Origin of the sequence: Streptomyces sp. NPDC059900 (assembly GCF_050270335.1) — a bacterium.
Lineage (GTDB): Bacteria > Actinomycetota > Actinomycetes > Streptomycetales > Streptomycetaceae > Streptomyces.
The window spans coordinates 1-16,101 of record NZ_JBNNJZ010000150.1 but is presented as its reverse complement, the minus strand read 5'-3'; the positions used below and the strand labels follow the sequence as shown (position 1 = coordinate 16,101).

Genomic DNA, 16,101 nt, shown 5'->3' with positions numbered 1-16,101 from the left:
AAGCGGTCCATGGCCCGCCAGGCCGAGGCCGACCGCGAACGGCGGGCCCGCGTGATCAACGCGGACGCCGAACTCCAGGCCTCCAAGAAGCTGGCCGAGGCCGCGCACGAGATGTCGGAGGAGCCGGCCGCGCTCCAGCTGCGGCTGCTCCAGACGGTGGTGGCGGTCGCGGCGGAGAAGAACTCCACCCTCGTGCTGCCCTTCCCCGTGGAGCTGTTGCGATTCCTGGAGCGGGCCCAGCAGGCGCAGCAGCCGCCCGCCGCCGGGTCCGACACGCCCGTCGCCACCCCCGGATCACCTGCCACCGTGTCCGATTCGCCCGCTCCCGCCCTGCCGGAATTCGGCACGGCGCCTTCACAAACCGCGGAGCCGGACCTTCCGGGAACGTCGAAAACCGGACAGGACTAGTCCTTACCCGCTGCCGATCACCCGCTCGCACGGGGTGTTTGCAGCGGGGACCGACGTGGTGAGACCGGCATCGGTGAAGACACAGGGGGCGCACAGTGATTGTCGCGTGCGCGTCCTGAAGTAGACCTTGTGTGCTACCAGACGGTATCGGGATAGTGGGCCGCACCATTTGGCATGGACGCGGCTTTCTCGGCGTGTGCGACTCCGTGCCGGTACGCCTTCCGGTCCCCAGGTCCCCACACCGAACGGGCCGACCCCCCACAGGAGGACGTGAATTGAAGCACCGACGCATATCCAAGCGACGTGCCACCGTGGCAGGTGCGGGCATCACCGCACTGATCGCCGCCGGAATCACCTTCCAGACTGCGAACGCGAGTGAGAGTGCCCCGACCCCCACGCCGGACACCCTCTCGGTAGCGAAGGCCGGAAAGCTCGCCTCGTCGCTCGGAAAGGACCTCGGTCTCGACGCGGCCGGAACGTACTACGACGCCAAGGCCAAGAACCTCGTCGTGAACGTCCTCGACAAGAGCGCGGCCGAAACGGTCGAGTCGGCGGGGGCCAAGGCGAGAATCGTCGAGAACTCCCTCGCCGAGCTGAAGAGCGCCCGTTCGACGCTCAGCGACAAGGCGTCGATCCCCGGCACCTCGTGGGCGGTCGACCCGGCCACCAACAAGGTCGTCGTCACGGCGGACCGCACGGTCAAGGGCGCCCAGCTCGACAAGCTCGGCGCGGTCGTGAAGGGGCTCGGCTCCAAGGCCGAACTCCAGCGCAGCAAGGGGGAGTTCAAGCCCTTCATCGCGGGTGGCGACGCCATCTGGGGCGGCGGCGGACGCTGCTCGCTGGGCTTCAACGTGGTCAAGGACGGTGCGCCGCACTTCCTGACCGCGGGCCACTGCACCGAGTCGATCACCAGCTGGTCGCAGGAGCAGGGCGGCTCGGTCATCGGTGAGAACGCGGGCTCCAGCTTCCCGGACAACGACTACGGCATCGTCAAGTACAGCGGCGACACCCCGCACCCGAGCGAGGTGAACCTCTACAACGGCTCGACGCAGGCCATCACCAAGGCGGGCGACGCGACCGTGGGCCAGAAGGTGCAGCGCAGCGGCTCGACCACGCAGCTGCACGACGGCACGGTCAAGGGCCTGGACGCCACCGTGAACTACGGCAACGGCGACGTCGTCAACGGACTCATCCAGACCGACGTCTGCGCCGAGCCCGGTGACAGCGGCGGCGCGCTCTTCGCGGGCGACACCGCGCTCGGTCTGACCTCCGGCGGCAGCGGTGACTGCAGCTCCGGAGGGGAGACGTTCTTCCAGCCGGTGCCCGAGGCGCTCTCCGCCTTCGGCGCCGAGATCGGCTGACCCGCTTCGGCGAGACGGATCAGTACCGGGGCCGGTCCACGACGGTGGGCCGGCCCTTTGCGTTCGTGCGTTCGTGAAAGTTTTCACAAGGGGACCTTCGGCCCGTGACCAGGGGTCTTTATCGGCCCCTGAGGTGCGATCCACGGGTGTGCAATGGAGACATAAGCGAAAAGGTCTCATCGAAGGAGCCCCGTCATGGAGGCCAGCGAGATGGTGGACGGACTGGTCGGGCGAGCGCTGACCGCGCTCGACCGGTTCGCGTCGTACGACCAGGAGCAGGTCGACCACATCGTCGAGAAGGCGTCCCTCGCCGCCCTTGACCGGCACGGGGACCTGGCGAAGCTGGCCGTGGAGGAGACCGGCCGCGGCCTCTTCGAGGACAAGGCCGTCAAGAACATCTTCGCCTGCGAGCACGTCGTCAACTCGATGCGCGGCCTGAAGACCGCCGGCGTCATCTCCCGCGACGAACTGAACGGCATCACCGAGATCGCCGAGCCGGTCGGCGTCGTCTGCGCCATGACTCCGGTGACCAACCCGACGTCGACGACCCTCTTCAAGGCCCTCATCGCCCTGAAGACCCGCAACCCGGTCATCTTCGCCTTCCACCCCGGCGCCCAGGGCTGCTCCGCACAGGCCGCCCGCATCGTGCGCGACGCCGCGATCGAGGCCGGCGCCCCCGAGGGGTGCGTGCAGTGGATCGAGGAGCCCTCGATGGAGGCGACGGGGCTGCTCATGAACCACCCCGGCGTCTCCACCATCCTCGCCACCGGCGGCAACGCCATGGTCAAGTCCGCCTACTCCTGCGGAAAGCCCGCGCTCGGCGTCGGCGCGGGCAACGTACCCGCCTATGTCACCCGCAGCGGCAAGCTGCGGCGCGCGGTGCACGACATCGTGCTCTCCAAGTCCTTCGACCACGGCATGATCTGCGCGTCCGAGCAGGCCGTGATCCTGGACAAGGAGATCTACGACGAGGGGCTCGCGGAGTTCGAACGGCTCGGCGCGTATGTCGTCACGGCGGCCGAGAAGACCAAGCTGGAGGAGTTCGTCTTCGGCACGACGGCCTTCGGCGCCGACTGCGCGGGCGCCAAGCTGAACGCGGCCGTCGTCGGCAGGTCACCGCGGTGGATCGCCGAGCAGGCCGGATTCGAGGTGCCGGAGGGCACGTCGGTCATCGTCGCCGAGTGCGCGGAGGTCGGCGAGGGCGAGCCGCTCACCCGCGAGAAGCTCTCCCCGGTCCTGGCCGCCCTGAAGGCCGAATCCACTGAGCAAGGGCTCGAACTGGCAGCCCGGATGGTCGAGTTCAACGGCCTGGGGCACAGCGCCGCCGTCCACACCGAGGACGAGGAGCTCGCCGAGGAGTTCGGCAGGCGCGTCAAGGCGATCCGCGTCATCGTCAACGCGCCCTCGTCCTTCGGCGGCATCGGCGACGTCTACAACGCCTTCCTGCCCTCGCTCACCCTGGGCTGCGGCTCCTACGGACACAACTCGGTGTCGAACAACGTCTCCGCGGTCAACCTGATCAACGTCAAGCGGATCGGACGGCGCAACAACAACATGCAGTGGTTCAAGGTCCCGCCGAAGATCTACTTCGAGCGCAACTCCCTGCGCTACCTGGGAGAGATGGACGGCATCAAGCGGGTCTCGATCGTCACGGACAGGACGATGTCGGAGCTCGGCTTCGTCCAGCGCGTGACCGACATCCTCGCCGGGCGCCCCGAAGCCGTCACCGTGCAGGTCATCGACGACGTCGAGCCCAACCCGGAGCTCGCGACCGTGCGCGCCGGGGCCGCACGCATGCGGGACTTCGGACCGGACACGATCATCGGGCTCGGCGGCGGCTCGCCGATGGACGCTGCCAAGATCATGTGGCTGATGTACGAGCACCCTGAGATCGAGTTCGCGGACACCAAGGAGAAGTTCTTCGACATCCGCAAGCGGGCCTTCAAGTTCCCCGGCCTCGGCGAGAAGGCGCGGCTTGTGGCCGTTCCGACCACCTCGGGCACGGGCAGCGAGGTCACCCCCTTCGCGGTCATCTCCGACCCGCGGGCCGCACAGAAGTACCCCCTCGCCGACTACGCGCTCACCCCGAGCGTCGCGATCGTCGACCCGGTCCTCGCGATGAAGCTCCCGGCGACGGTCACCGCCGACTCCGGTTTCGACGCGCTGACCCACGCCACCGAGGCGTACGTGTCGGTGTACGCCAACGACTACACCGACGGGCTCTGCCTCCAGGCGATCAAGCTCATCTTCGAGAACCTGGAGCGGTGCGTCGTGAACGGCGCCGGTGACCCCGAGGCGCGCGAGAAGATGCACAACGCGTCGAGCGTGGCGGGCATGGCCTTCGCCAACGCCTTCCTGGGCCTGGTGCACGCGATGGCGCACACCCTCGGCAACACCTTCCACGTCTCGCACGGCCGCACCAACGCGCTGCTCCTGCCGCACGTCATCCGGCACAACGGCACCGTGTCCGGCAAGGCGACCCCGTGGCCCAAGGCCGAGGTCTACCGGGCGCCGGAGCGGTTCCAGGAGATCGCCCGCATGCTGGGGCTTCCGGCGGATTCCCCGGAGCAGGGGGTCGAGTCCTACGCCGCCGCCGTCGAGGAGCTGCGGGCCAAGTGCGGGCTTCCCGCGTCCTTCGCGGAGGAGGGTGTCGATGAGGTGGCCTTCATCGAAGCGCTGCCCGAGCAGGCGATGAATGCCTACGCCGATCAGTGCGCGCCGGCCAACCCCCGGATGCCGATGATCGATGAGATGCAGGGGTTGATGCGGCGGGCGTACTACGGGAACGGGGTGGGTGCCTGATCCGGTTCGCCGTCCGCGGGCCGTGTGCGGCTGGTCGCGCAGTTCCCCGCGCCCCTTCAGGGGCGCGGGGTTCACCGCTTGGGCCAGTACCACAGCGGTTCGTCCAGGAGGCTCTCCCGGCCCGCCACCTCCGTCCGTCCGGACTCCTTGCACAGCTCTATGGAGTTCACGTCGACGCGGTGGCGGGCGGCGCCCTTGGCCACCGCCTCGGCCAGCGGCTCGGCGTGGGTCACCAGGACGACCTGGGTGTCCTTCGTCGCCGCGAGGATCAACTCGGCCAGCGGGCGCAGGAGGTCGGGGTGCAGGCTCGTCTCCGGCTCGTTCAGGACGAGGAGGGACGGCGGCCGGGGCGTGAGCAGCGCGGCGGTCCACAGGAGATAGCGCAGGGTGCCGTCGGACAGCTCGGCCGCTCCAAGGGGGCGGGTCAGTCCGCGCTGGTGGAGTTGGAGTTCGAAACGTCCTGCGCTGTCGGTGATCCGCACCTGGCTGCCGGGGAAGGCGTCGTCCACCGCGGCGTCCAGCGCCGCCGGGTCGCCGGTCTCGCGGATGGTCTGGAGCGCCGCGGCCAGGTCCGCGCCGTCATGCCCGAGGACCGGGGTGCGGGTGCCGATGCGGGCGGCGCGGGCGGGGGCTTCGGCGTCCGTGCGGACATGGTCGTAGAACCGCCAGGACCTGATCAGCTCGCGCAGGCGGAGCAGGTCAGGGGCCAGCTGCGGGTCGGCCAGCTCGCTCAGCATGCTGTCGTAGGGACGGATCTCGTTCACGGAGCGGTGCCAGCCGCCGTCGGCGGTGCGGGTGCGCACGGCCGGGCCCGCGCGGTCGCAGAGCAGCGCGGCGGGGCGCAGCACGGGTCCCGCCCAGGTGCACTCGCGTTTGATCTCCGGGTCGAGATTGAAGAGGGATGGCTCGGCGCCCGCGCCCGAGGTGGGGATGGGGTGGCCGAAGTCGACCGCGTACCCGAATGCGTCGCCCGCGAAGCCGAGGCGCAGGCTGGTCGCCTCCGCCTTCGCGGGGCCCGCCCACAGCGCGGAGGGCAGACCGCCCTCGCGGGCAAGCGCGGCCACCGCTCCGCCCCGCGCCGACTCGGCGAGCAGCCGCAGCGCGCGGTACAGGCTTGACTTGCCGGTGCCGTTCGCGCCCGTCACGACGTTCAGCCGGTCCAGGGGGACGATCAGTTTGCGCAGGGAGCGGTAGTTCTCGACCGCCAGGGTGGTGATCATTGCTCAAGCCTCGCACCCGGGTCTGACAACGGCGGCGCGAGCGGGCCGTCAGCCGTGGCGGTGGGCGCCGGTGTCCGTTTCCGTGTCCTGCATCGCGGGCTTCTGGCCCGGCTGGCGGTCCCCGCGCAGCGCGGACATGACCAGGGTGACGGCGGTGCCCACGACCGCCCAGGCGGCGAGCACCAGCATCGGTCCGGTGATCGCGTTGCCCTTGAAGTACGCGATCGAGCGCGCCACCCAGGTGCCGGCGCCCGGCGGCAGCCAGGGGCCGATCTCCTTCCAGAACGGCGGCAGCATCGGCAGCGGGAAGGCGCCGCCCGCGCTCGGGTTGCCCGCGATCACGACGAGCAGGACAGCGAGGCCGATGCCCACGATGCCGGTGAGCGACTGGAGGGCGAGCGTGATCATGCCGACCCCGAAGACGACGAGGGAGCCGAGGCCCCACAGGGCCATGATGCTGCCGGGCAGGGCGTCGAGGACCGGGCCGATGATGAGCGCGCCGCCCAGGCCGCCCACGATCGAGTAGAGCGCCATGACGCCGGTCCTGATCAGTGCGCGCGGGCCGTTGGCGGCCCTGGCGCCCGCGCTGATCGCGAGGATCGACGCGCACAGATAGCCGCCGACGCACCAGCCGACGACCAGGTAGAAGGACGAGAGGCCGTTGAAGTCCTCGGTCGACGCCGGGGCCACGTCCACGGTCCTGACCGTCCGCTTCTCGGCGGCGTCGGCCTGGGTGGTGATCCTCTCCAGGGCGGTGGCGAGGGCGGTGCCGCCGCCCGAGCCGACCAGGAGGGTGTCGGTGGTGCCCCTGGGGTCGACGATCAGGGCGCCGTCGATGTCGCGGTTCATGATCTGGTGGCGGGCCGCCGCCTCGCTCTTGACCACGCGGGGGTCGAGCGGGTCGCCGGGGAGTTTTGCGAGCTTGTCCGATGTCTCCTTGGCCGCGGGGCCCGGAGCGACGACCCCGAAGGGCACGTCTTTCGGCTTCGGGTCGTGCAGGGCCCCTACGTAGGAGGCGATGAACAGCAGCTGCAGGGCCAGTACACCGATGACCAGCAGGGCTGCTCGCGGGGTGACGGCGCTCTTCAACTCATCGGTGAAACTCATGCCCCCACGCTCCGTGGCCCCCGGTGTTCCCGCAGGCGGGCGGGGCCGAATGGGCGAAGCGGGGTGCGGTCCGACTCGGTTGTCGTACATGCGTTCGAAACTTGGTCTATGGTGGAGGCGGGGGCTGTGAGGTCGGATCGGTTCAGGGTTTCAGGAGGTGCGTGTGCCAGGGTTCACGCATCTGCACACCGTCTCCGGATTCTCCCCGCGGTACGGGGCCTCGCACCCGGAGCGCCTCGCTGAGCGCGCCGCCGAGCGGGGCATGGACGCCCTCGCGCTCACCGACCGGGACACCCTCGCGGGAACCGTCCGGTTCGCCAAGGCCTGTGCGAAGGCGGGGGTGCGGCCGCTGTTCGGGGCCGAGCTCGCGGTGGGGGAGCCGGCCTCGGTGCCCGGCGCGCGGCGGCGGACCCCGGTGCGCGGAGGTGCCTTCATCGACGAGTCGACCCCGCGCGTGACCTTCCTCGCCAGGGACGGCGCCACCGGCTGGGCCGCGCTGTGCCGCCTGATCACCGCCGCGCACCGGAGCGGCGAGGGGCAGCCCGTGCTGCCGTGGGAGGAGAACCAGGGCGAGGGCATGACCGTGCTGCTCGGCCCCGCGTCCGACGTGGGGCGCGCGCTCGCCGCCGGACGTCCGGACCGGGCCGTACGCCTCCTTGCTCCCTGGCGCGAGCGCTACGGGGACGCGCTGCGTCTGGAGTCCGTGTGGCACGGCCGCGAAGGCACCGGACCCGGCTCGCTGCGCCTGGCCGCCCGTACCGTCGGCTTCGCCGCCGAGCAGGGCGTGCGTCCCGTCCTGAGCAACGCCGTCCGCTACGCCGACCCGGGACTCGGCCCGGTCGCCGACGTGCTCGACGCCGCGCGCCGCCTCGTGCCCGTCGACCCGACCAGGGAACTCGACAGCGGGGAACGGTGGTTGAAGGACGCCGACGCCATGCTGGGCAACGCCGAGCGGATCGTGGAGGCGGCCGGGTTCCGCCGCGACACCGCCCGCAGGCTCGTCGAACAGACCCGGTCGGCCGCCGCCGAGTGCCTCGTCGACCCCGAGGACGACATCGGCATCGGCTCCGTGCGCTTCCCCGAGCCGCACCTCGTCGGCGCGGGCCGCCGCAGCGCGCAGCGCGTGCTCGCCTCGCGGGCCGCGGCGGGAATGGTCCTGCGCGGCTACGACGGGCGCCGCGAGTACTGGGAGCGGATGCACCACGAGCTGGACATCATCGCGTACCACGGCTTCGCCTCCTACTTCCTGACCGTGGCCCAAGTGGTCGACGACGTACGCGACCTGGGCATCCGGGTCGCGGCGCGCGGCTCCGGCGCCGGATCCCTGGTCAACCACCTCATCGGCATCGCGCACGCCGACCCCGTCGAGCACGGCCTGCTCATGGAGCGGTTCCTGTCCACGCGGCGGGCCGTCCTGCCGGACATCGACATCGACGTGGAGTCGGCCCGCCGCCTGGAGGTCTACCGCGCGATCATCGAACGCTTCGGCACCGAGCGGGTCGCGACCGTCGCCATGCCCGAGACCTACCGCGTCCGCCACGCCATCCGCGACGTGGGCGCCGCCCTCTCCATGGACCCGGCCGAGATCGACAAGATCGCCAAGTCCTTCCCGCACATCCGCGCGCGGGACGCCCGCTCGGCGATGGAGGAACTGCCCGAACTGCGGGCGGTGGCGGGGGAGTCGGAGCGGCACGGCCGCCTGTGGGACCTGGTCGAGGCCCTGGACGCGCTGCCGCGCGGAGTCGCCATGCACCCGTGCGGGGTGCTGCTCTCCGATGCCTCGCTGCTCGCGCGTACGCCCGTCATGCCCACCAGCGGCGAGGGCCTGCCCATGTCCCAGTTCGACAAGGAGGACGTGGAGGACCTCGGGCTGCTCAAGCTCGACGTGCTCGGCGTGCGGATGCAGTCGGCGATGGCGCACGCGGTGGGCGAGGTCGAGCGGGCCACGGGGGAGCGGGTGGACGTGGACGCGGTGCCGCCGGGGGACCCGGCGACGTATCGGCTCATCAAGTCCACCGAGACGCTCGGCTGCTTCCAGATCGAGTCCCCGGGCCAGCGCGACCTGGTCGGGCGGCTTCAGCCCGAGACCTTCCACGACCTGGTCGTCGACATCTCGCTCTTCCGCCCCGGTCCGGTCGCCGCCGACATGGTGCGGCCCTTCATCGAGGCAAGGCACGGCCGCGCGCCCGTCCGTTATCCGCACCCCGACCTGGCGGAACCGCTCAAGGACACGTACGGCGTCGTCGTCTTCCACGAGCAGATCATCGACATCGTGAACATCATGACCGGCTGCGGACGCGACGAGGCGGACCGGGTGCGGCGCGGGCTCTCCGACCCCGAGTCGCAGGGGCGGATCCGGTTCTGGTTCGCGCAGCAGGCGGCGGCCAAGGGGTACGACGCCGAGACGATCGGCCGGACCTGGGAGATCATCGAGGCCTTCGGTTCGTACGGCTTCTGCAAGGCGCACGCGGTGGCCTTCGCCGTGCCCACCTACCAGTCGGCGTGGCTGAAGGCCCATCACCCGGCCGCCTTCTACGCGGGGTTGCTCACCCACGACCCCGGCATGTACCCGAAGCGGCTGCTGCTCGCGGACGCGCGGCGGCGGGGGGTGCCGATCCTTCCGCTGGACGTGAACCGGTCCGCGGTCGCTCACCGTATCGAACTGGTGTCCGAGCCCAGGGAAACCTGGGGCCTGCGCCTCGCGCTCTCCGACGTCCACGGCATCAGCGAGGCCGAGGCCGCGCGGATCGCGGACGGCCAGCCGTACGCCTCGCTCGTCGACTTCTGGGAGCGGGCCAGGCCCGGCAAGCCCGTCGCGCAGCGGCTCGCGCAGGTCGGCGCGCTCGACGCGTTCGGTGCCAACCGCCGTGACCTGCAACTGCACCTGACGGAGCTGCGGCGGGGCGCGCGCGGATCGTCCGGGGCGCAGCTCCCGCTGTCCGGCGGGCGGAAGACTGCCCCCGCGGGGCTGCCCGACCTGGACGACGCGGAACGGCTCAGCGCCGAGCTCGGCGTCCTGGGCATGGACTCCTCGCGCCATCTCATGGGCGACCACGCGGAGTTCCTGCGGGAGCTCGGCGTCCTGACGGCCCGCCGCCTGCGGGAGGCCGAACACGGGGCGACCGTCCTGGTCGCGGGCGCCAAGGCGGCCACCCAGACCCCGCCGATCCGCTCCGGGAAACGGGTCATCTTCAGCACCCTGGACGACGGCACGGGCCTGGTCGACCTGGCCTTCTTCGACGACGCCCACGAACGGTGCGCGCACACCGTCTTCCACTCCTGGCTGCTGCTCGTCCGCGGAGTGGTGCAGCGGCGCGGCCCGCGCAGCCTCAGCGTGGTCGGCTCGGCGGCGTGGAACCTGGCGGAACTGGTGGAGCTGCGGCAGGAGGGCGGGCTCGAGGCGGTGGGCGCCCGCCTTGCCGAGCCGGGACCGCAGGAGGAGTCCGGCGAAGCCCCCGCGTCCGACGGGGCCCTCGCGTCCGGCGAAGCCCCCGCGGGCGACGGCCGCCGTATCCGGATGTCCACGGGCTACGAGATGCACCCCTGGGCCGACCTCCAGCCCCCCGGCGAACGGGCGGCGACCGGACGGAAGCTGTGGCACCAGAGCCCGGGGAGCGCGGGATGAGCACCCTCTGTGTCCGCTTCCTCCTGCCGCCGATGTACGAGGCCGCCATGCCCCGGCTGCTCACGCTGCTCGGCGAGTTCAGCCCGGTCGTCGAGGCCCTGCCGCCCGACGCCGCGCTCGTCGACGTACGGGGAGCGATGCGCTACTTCGGGCGGGACCCCGTCGAGCTCGCCTCGGTGATCCGGGTGCGGGCGCTCGCCCACCACGGGGTGGACTGCGTGATCGGCGCCGGGCCTGGGCCGATGCTCGCGCGGATGGCCGTGCGGGGGGCCGCGCCGGGGGTGACCCTGGCCGTGGGGCCGGAGCCCGGCGCCGTCGCCCGGTTCCTCGGGCCTAAGCCGGTCGGCGAACTGCCGGGGGTCGGCCGCGCCACCGCCCGCACTCTCTGCGAGTACGGGCTCGACTCCGTCGGCAAGGCGGCCGCCGCGCCGCTGTCCACGCTGCAACGCCTCGTCGGCGCCCGCGCGGGACGGGAGCTGCACGAGGCGGCGAACGGCATCGACCGTACGCGCGTCGTACCGAACGCGGCAGCCCGCTCCCTCGGCGCCGAAAGGCCCTTCCCCCGCGACGAGTTGGACCCCGCGCAACACCGCAGGGCGCTGCTCTCGCTCACCGAGGAACTCGGCGCCCGGATGCGCGACGAGGACCAGGTGTGCCGCTCCCTGACCCTCACCGTGCGCTACGCGGACCGCTCCACGACGACCCGCACCCGCATGCTGCCCGAGCCGACCGCGCACTCCTGCGCGCTGACCGGATCCGCCTACCGGATGTACGAGGCGCTCGGCCTCCAGCGGGCCAGGGTGCGCGGCATCTCGCTGCGCGCCGAAGGGCTCGGCCCCGCCGAACAGTCCTCCCACCAGCTGATGTTCGACCCGGTGGACGACAGGGCCCGCCGAATCGAGGCGGTGGCCGACCGGGCACGGGCGAAGTTCGGCCCGGGCGCAATCGTGCCGGGAACGCTGGCGGCGTAGCCCCGTGTCCCGTGCCCCGGGCAGGCCCCCGAGGGTCACAGATCCCGGCGGCGCACGGCCAGCACCGCGACGGCCAGGGCGGCCGGCGGCCACGCGGCGAACACGATCCACGCCTCGGTGAGCGTCGGCGCGTACTTGCCCGGCGGGAAGTCCATCGCGGGATTCTCGATCAGGGTGTTCCACGCCGTGACCGGCATCGTGTTGCCGATCTCCTTCACCCACCGGTAGGTGTCCCCCTGGAGGAAGGCGGGTGCCAGGGTCAGCGTCACCAGGGTCGTGACGATGCTGCCCGTGGCGTGCCGGACGAGCGCCCCGACGGCCATGCCCACCAGTGCGCTCAACGGCACGAGCAGCGCGGACGCCACGACGGCCCGCAGCGCGCCCGGATCGCCGATCGACAGACCCCCGTGCTCCCGCAGGATCGCCTGGGTCACGCCGAACGAGGCCACGGACACCACCGCGCCGAGCACGGACATCACGGCCGTCATGACGACCGCCTTGGCCAGCATCACCGCACTCCGGTCGGGGACGGCCGTGAACGTCGTGCGGATCAGGCCGCTGGTGTACTCGCCGAAGACCGTGAGGGCGCCCACGCTGGCCCCGACGACCATCAGGATCTGCCAGGCGGGATCGACGAACGCGTTCGACAGCGCGTCGAACCGCATCCCCGGATCCGTCACGCTGTCCTGGCGCGAGAGCCAGTCGAGGTTGGTCAGGGCGGAGTTCACGTTGATCCCGGTGACGGCCAGCGCGCCGATCGCCAGGACCCAGTAAGTGGAGCGCAGTGACCACAACTTGATCCACTCGGCGCCGACGAGGTGGCGGAAGCGGGCCCGGGGTTCGGTGACGGTGGAGGCGATGGTCGTCGTCATCGGGCTTCTCCCGCGAGGTATTCGACGCTGTCGGCGGTCAGTTCCATGAACGCCTCTTCCAGGGAAGCGGCGCGGGTGGCGAGTTCGTGCAGCCGCACCCCGTGCGCGAAGGCGAGGTCCCCGATCCGGGAGGCGGGCAGGCCGCTGACGGTCAGGGCCTCGCGGTCCTCCTGGACGCCGGCGCCCTCGGCCCGCAGGAGTTCCGTCAGGGCAACGGTGTCGGGGGTGCGTACGGTGACGCTCAGGCGGGTGCCGCGGGCGGCGAAGTCGCCGACGCTCTCGGCGGCGATGAGTTCGCCGCGGCCGATGACGATCAGCTGGTCGGCGGTGTTCTCCATCTCGGACATGAGGTGACTGGAGACGAAGACGGTGCGGCCCTCGGCGGCCAGGCGCCGGAAGAGCCCGCGCACCCACAACACGCCTTCCGGATCGAGGCCGTTGAGAGGTTCGTCGAAGAGGAGGACCGGCGGGTCGCCCAGCAGCGCGGTGGCGATCCCCAAGCGCTGGCGCATGCCGAGCGAGAAGCCGCCCACGCGTCGCCCCGCCACCTCGGTGAGGCCGACCTCCCGCAGCACCTCGCCCACCCGGCTCGGAGGGATGTCGTTGCCGCGGGCCAGGGCGCGCAGATGGGCGCGGGCCGTGCGGCCGCCGTGCACGTCGCCCGCGTCGAGCAGCGCGCCGACATGACGCAGGCCACGCGGCCGGGAGGCAAAGGCACGCCCGTCGATCGTGGCGCTGCCGCCGCTCGGCCCGACCAGGCCGAGCAGCATCCGCAGCGTCGTGGTCTTGCCCGCGCCGTTCGGGCCGAGGAACCCCGTGACCTGACCGGGGCGCACGGTGAAGGTCAGCCGGTCGACGGCGGTGGTGTCGCCGTACCGCTTGGTCAGTTCGTTGACTTCGATCATGCGCTCCACCGTGTCGCGGTACGGGGGCGCCCGGCATCGGGCCGTGGGCCACACCCGCCGCGGCTCAACTGGCCCCCGGGCGTACGACCACGGGCCAATACCCCCGGGAGGAGTGGCCGCCTACGATCGGCGCATGAACATCAAGCCAGGTCGGGGGCGCTTGTGGCCGGCCGTGCGCAGGGCTCTGGCCTGGAGCGGGGCCGTCATCTACCCGTACGTCACGTACGTCACGTTCAGCGTCGGGATGCAGGGCTTCGACGTCCTGATGGTTCTCGCGTCCCTCCTGCTCACCGCCGTGGTCGCCTCGCTGATGCGGCGTCGGCCCCTGCCCGCGCTGGTCTTTCTGCTCCTGGGTGCGGTGACGGCCACGATGGAGATGCGCAAGATCGAGGTCACCTATCTCCAGACCCTCGCCAGTGTCGGGGCCGTCGGCTATCTTGCCGCCACCCGCTCGCGTCGCACCTCGGTCATCGCCGCCGTCCTGGCGTTCACGGCGCAGATGGGCTCCCTCTTCGGCTTTCCGCCCGACCAGGGCTGTTCTCCCCCCTACGAGCCGCATGGCTGCGCGCCCTCCGGGTGGGCCGGCAGCAGTGACCAGAGTGCTCTGCTCGTCGTCGTCCTCATCGTCGCCGCCTGGATGGCGGGAAACTCGGCCCGTGAGCGCCGCGCCCACGCCGAGGCCCTGCGCAGCCAGGCCACGGCGCGCGCCATCACCACCGAACGGCTGCGCATCGCAAGGGAGTTGCACGACATGATCGCCCACAGCATCGGCGTCATCGCCATCCAGGCGGGCGTGGGCAGCCGGGTCATCGACACCCAGCCCGCCGAGGCCCGCAACGCGCTCACCACCATCGAGGCCACCAGCAGGGAGACCCTGGCGGGCCTGCGCAGGACGCTGGTCGCGCTGCGCAGGCCGGAGTCGGGCGCCGACGAGGGGCAGGGCGACACGCGTGACGCCGCCGCGCCGCCCCGTGAACCCGCTCCGGGGCTCGCCGACGTCGACCGCCTCGCCGCGTCGGCGCGCGACGCCGGGGTCTGTGCGGAGGTCCGGTGGTCAGGGGAGCGCGGGCCGCTGCCGCCCGACGTCGACCTGGCCGCGTTCCGCATCCTGCAAGAGGCCCTGACCAATGTCATCAGGCACTCGGGAGCGGACACCTGCCGGGTTTCCGTCGAGCGGCGGGCGGGCGAACTGTCCCTGGAGGTGGCGGACGACGGCCGCGGCGGTCTGTCCGCGGGTACCGGCTTCGGCCTCGTCGGCATGCGCGAGCGGGTCGCCCTGCTGCACGGCAGGTTCACCGCGGGACCGCGCCCCGAGGGCGGCTTCCGGGTGACGGCACTGCTGCCCCTGCCGCCGGTGGAGGCACGATGAGCGACGCCGCCGAATTCACGGTGCCCGTCGTCCGTGTCGTACTCGCCGACGACCAGCCCCTCGTCCGCGCGGGCCTGCGCGTCCTGATGGCCGACACTGCCGGCCTCGAAGTCGTGGGGGAGGCCGGTACGGGCGCCGAAGCGGTGCGACTGGTCCGCGAGGTGCGCCCCGACGTCGTCGTGATGGACATCCGCATGCCCGGCATGGACGGCATCGAGGCGACCCGCCTGATCACCGCCGAGACGGACACGACGCGCGTTCTCGTCCTCACCACCTTCGACGACGACGATTACGTGTACGGCGCGCTGCGCGCGGGCGCGAGCGGGTTCCTCGTCAAGGACATGGCGCTCGAAGCCATCCTCGGGGCGATCCCGGTGGTGGCCGCCGGGGACGGACTGATCGCGCCGAGCGTCACCCGGCGGCTGATCGAGGAGTTCGCCGCGCGGCCCGATCCGGCGCCGGCGGCACGGCGGACCGTCGAGGGCATCACCGAGCGGGAGCAAGAAGTGCTCACGCTGATCGGCCGCGGGTACTCCAACGCGGAGATCGCCGCCGAGCTCGTCATCACCGTGGCCACGGTCAAGGCGCATGTGGCGCGGCTCTTCACCAAGCTGGACTCACGCGACCGGGTCCAACTGGTCATCATCGCCTACGAGGTGGGGCTGGTGTCACCGCCGCGGTGAGCGCTTCACCGTCATGACCGTGCCAGTACCTGCTGGAAGTTTTGCCGACGCGCCGCTTCACACTTTTACTACTCGCCCGTAATTTGTCGTGTGCACGGCATCCTCGTGATCCGGATCACAGGGCTCACTCATCGCAACTCCCTTGAGCCGCAAGGAGATCCCACGATGCTGCCCTGGAGACGAGCGCTCAGAGCGTTCGCCGCCGCCCTTCTCATGACGGGCGCGCTCACCCTCACCCCCACCGCCACGGCATCCGCCGCCCCCTCCGCCGCGTCCGCCCCGTCGAGCGGCTGGAACGACTACGGCTGCAAGCCGTCCGCCGCCCACCCGCGCCCCGTGGTCCTCGTCCACGGCACCTTCGGCAACTCGATCGACAACTGGCTCGTCCTGGCGCCCTACTTGGTCAAGCGCGGCTACTGCGTCTTCTCCCTCGACTACGGCCAGCTGCCCGGCGTGCCGTTCTTCAACGGGCTCGGCCCGATCGACAAGTCCGCCGAACAGCTCGACGGCTTCGTCGACAAGGTGCTCGCCTCGACGGGCGCCGCCAAGGCCGACCTCGTGGGCCACTCGCAGGGCGGCATGATGCCCCGCTACTACCTGAAGTTCCTCGGCGGCGCCCAGAAGGTCAACGCCCTGGTCGGCCTCGCGCCCGACAACCACGGCACCACCCTGCTCGGCCTCACCAAACTGCTGCCCTACTTCCCCGGCATCGAGGACCTGCTCACCACCAACACCCCCGGCCTCGCCGACCAGGTGGCGGGCTCGCCCTTCCTGACCA

At 71.5% G+C, this 16,101-nt stretch carries 11 protein-coding genes and 1 pseudogene; 8 read left to right on the top strand and 4 right to left on the bottom strand.

Annotated features, from left to right (window positions below; all coding sequences use genetic code 11):
- From ACQKIP_RS20785 to adhE, 3 genes and pseudogenes are all read left to right on the top strand, one after another.
- A pseudogene (locus ACQKIP_RS20785) lies at positions 1-408 on the top strand (slipin family protein); the annotation flags it as partial.
- 275 nt (positions 409-683) lie between these two features.
- Positions 684-1,769 (top strand): S1 family peptidase, encoded by a 1,086-nt coding sequence (locus ACQKIP_RS20780; RefSeq protein WP_365859932.1) that lies wholly within the window; start codon positions 684-686, stop codon positions 1,767-1,769.
- 195 nt (positions 1,770-1,964) lie between these two features.
- Positions 1,965-4,571 (top strand): bifunctional acetaldehyde-CoA/alcohol dehydrogenase, encoded by a 2,607-nt coding sequence (gene adhE, locus ACQKIP_RS20775; RefSeq protein ID WP_427743727.1) that lies wholly within the window; start codon positions 1,965-1,967, stop codon positions 4,569-4,571.
- 71 nt (positions 4,572-4,642) lie between these two features.
- Here the strand turns inward: adhE and ACQKIP_RS20770 are convergent, their stop codons facing one another.
- Together ACQKIP_RS20770 and ACQKIP_RS20765 are read right to left on the bottom strand one after the other, a co-directional pair.
- Complete coding sequence (locus ACQKIP_RS20770; protein ID WP_365859933.1) at positions 4,643-5,791, bottom strand: AAA family ATPase; 1,149 nt, start codon at positions 5,789-5,791, stop codon at positions 4,643-4,645.
- Positions 5,792-5,839: 48 nt separating this feature from the next.
- A complete protein-coding gene (locus ACQKIP_RS20765; protein WP_365859934.1) occupies positions 5,840-6,898 on the bottom strand; it encodes a DUF3533 domain-containing protein in 1,059 nt (352 codons plus the stop codon).
- 163 nt (positions 6,899-7,061) lie between these two features.
- On the opposite strand from ACQKIP_RS20765, the gene ACQKIP_RS20760 reads away from it, so the two are divergent.
- The gene (locus ACQKIP_RS20760) at positions 7,062-10,523 is read left to right on the top strand and encodes a DNA polymerase III subunit alpha (RefSeq protein ID WP_365859935.1); all 3,462 of its coding nucleotides are present in this window, start codon (positions 7,062-7,064) and stop codon (positions 10,521-10,523) included.
- A complete protein-coding gene (locus tag ACQKIP_RS20755; protein ID WP_365859936.1) occupies positions 10,520-11,494 on the top strand; it encodes a DNA polymerase Y family protein in 975 nt (324 codons plus the stop codon). Before ACQKIP_RS20760 ends, ACQKIP_RS20755 begins: the two co-directional genes overlap by 4 nt.
- A gap of 35 nt (positions 11,495-11,529) precedes the next feature.
- Here the strand turns inward: ACQKIP_RS20755 and ACQKIP_RS20750 are convergent, their stop codons facing one another.
- Positions 11,530-12,366 (bottom strand): ABC transporter permease, encoded by an 837-nt coding sequence (locus tag ACQKIP_RS20750; protein ID WP_365859937.1) that lies wholly within the window; start codon positions 12,364-12,366, stop codon positions 11,530-11,532.
- On the bottom strand, positions 12,363-13,271 hold the full coding sequence (locus ACQKIP_RS20745) for an ATP-binding cassette domain-containing protein (protein ID WP_365859938.1): 909 nt from the start codon (positions 13,269-13,271) through the stop codon (positions 12,363-12,365). The genes ACQKIP_RS20750 and ACQKIP_RS20745 overlap by 4 nt, the downstream gene beginning before the upstream one ends.
- A 133-nt stretch (positions 13,272-13,404) precedes the next feature.
- On the opposite strand from ACQKIP_RS20745, the gene ACQKIP_RS20740 reads away from it, so the two are divergent.
- The 3 genes from ACQKIP_RS20740 to ACQKIP_RS20730 form a co-directional block, all read left to right on the top strand.
- The gene (locus tag ACQKIP_RS20740) at positions 13,405-14,640 is read left to right on the top strand and encodes a sensor histidine kinase (RefSeq protein WP_427743722.1); all 1,236 of its coding nucleotides are present in this window, start codon (positions 13,405-13,407) and stop codon (positions 14,638-14,640) included.
- Positions 14,637-15,323, top strand: a complete 687-nt coding sequence (locus ACQKIP_RS20735) for a response regulator transcription factor (protein ID WP_365859940.1) — start codon at positions 14,637-14,639, stop codon at positions 15,321-15,323. The genes ACQKIP_RS20740 and ACQKIP_RS20735 overlap by 4 nt, the downstream gene beginning before the upstream one ends.
- Before the next feature lie 165 nt (positions 15,324-15,488).
- Positions 15,489-16,101, top strand: a 613-nt coding sequence (locus ACQKIP_RS20730; RefSeq protein ID WP_427743720.1) for an esterase/lipase family protein, incomplete at its 3' end; no start/stop codon positions are given.

Excerpts from the sequence above, each read along its gene's own strand:
- ACQKIP_RS20755 (WP_365859936.1), top strand. The coding sequence starts at position 10,520 with ATGAGCACCCTCTGTGTCCGCTTCCTCCTGCCGCCGATGTACGAGGCC.
- ACQKIP_RS20740 (WP_427743722.1), top strand. The coding sequence starts at position 13,405 with ATGAACATCAAGCCAGGTCGGGGGCGCTTGTGGCCGGCCGTGCGCAGG.
- ACQKIP_RS20770 (WP_365859933.1), bottom strand. The coding sequence starts at position 5,791 with ATGATCACCACCCTGGCGGTCGAGAACTACCGCTCCCTGCGCAAACTG.
- adhE (WP_427743727.1), top strand. The coding sequence starts at position 1,965 with ATGGAGGCCAGCGAGATGGTGGACGGACTGGTCGGGCGAGCGCTGACC.
- ACQKIP_RS20735 (WP_365859940.1), top strand. The coding sequence starts at position 14,637 with ATGAGCGACGCCGCCGAATTCACGGTGCCCGTCGTCCGTGTCGTACTC.
- ACQKIP_RS20750 (WP_365859937.1), bottom strand. The coding sequence starts at position 12,366 with ATGACGACGACCATCGCCTCCACCGTCACCGAACCCCGGGCCCGCTTC.
- ACQKIP_RS20745 (WP_365859938.1), bottom strand. The coding sequence starts at position 13,271 with ATGATCGAAGTCAACGAACTGACCAAGCGGTACGGCGACACCACCGCC.
- ACQKIP_RS20765 (WP_365859934.1), bottom strand. The coding sequence starts at position 6,898 with ATGAGTTTCACCGATGAGTTGAAGAGCGCCGTCACCCCGCGAGCAGCC.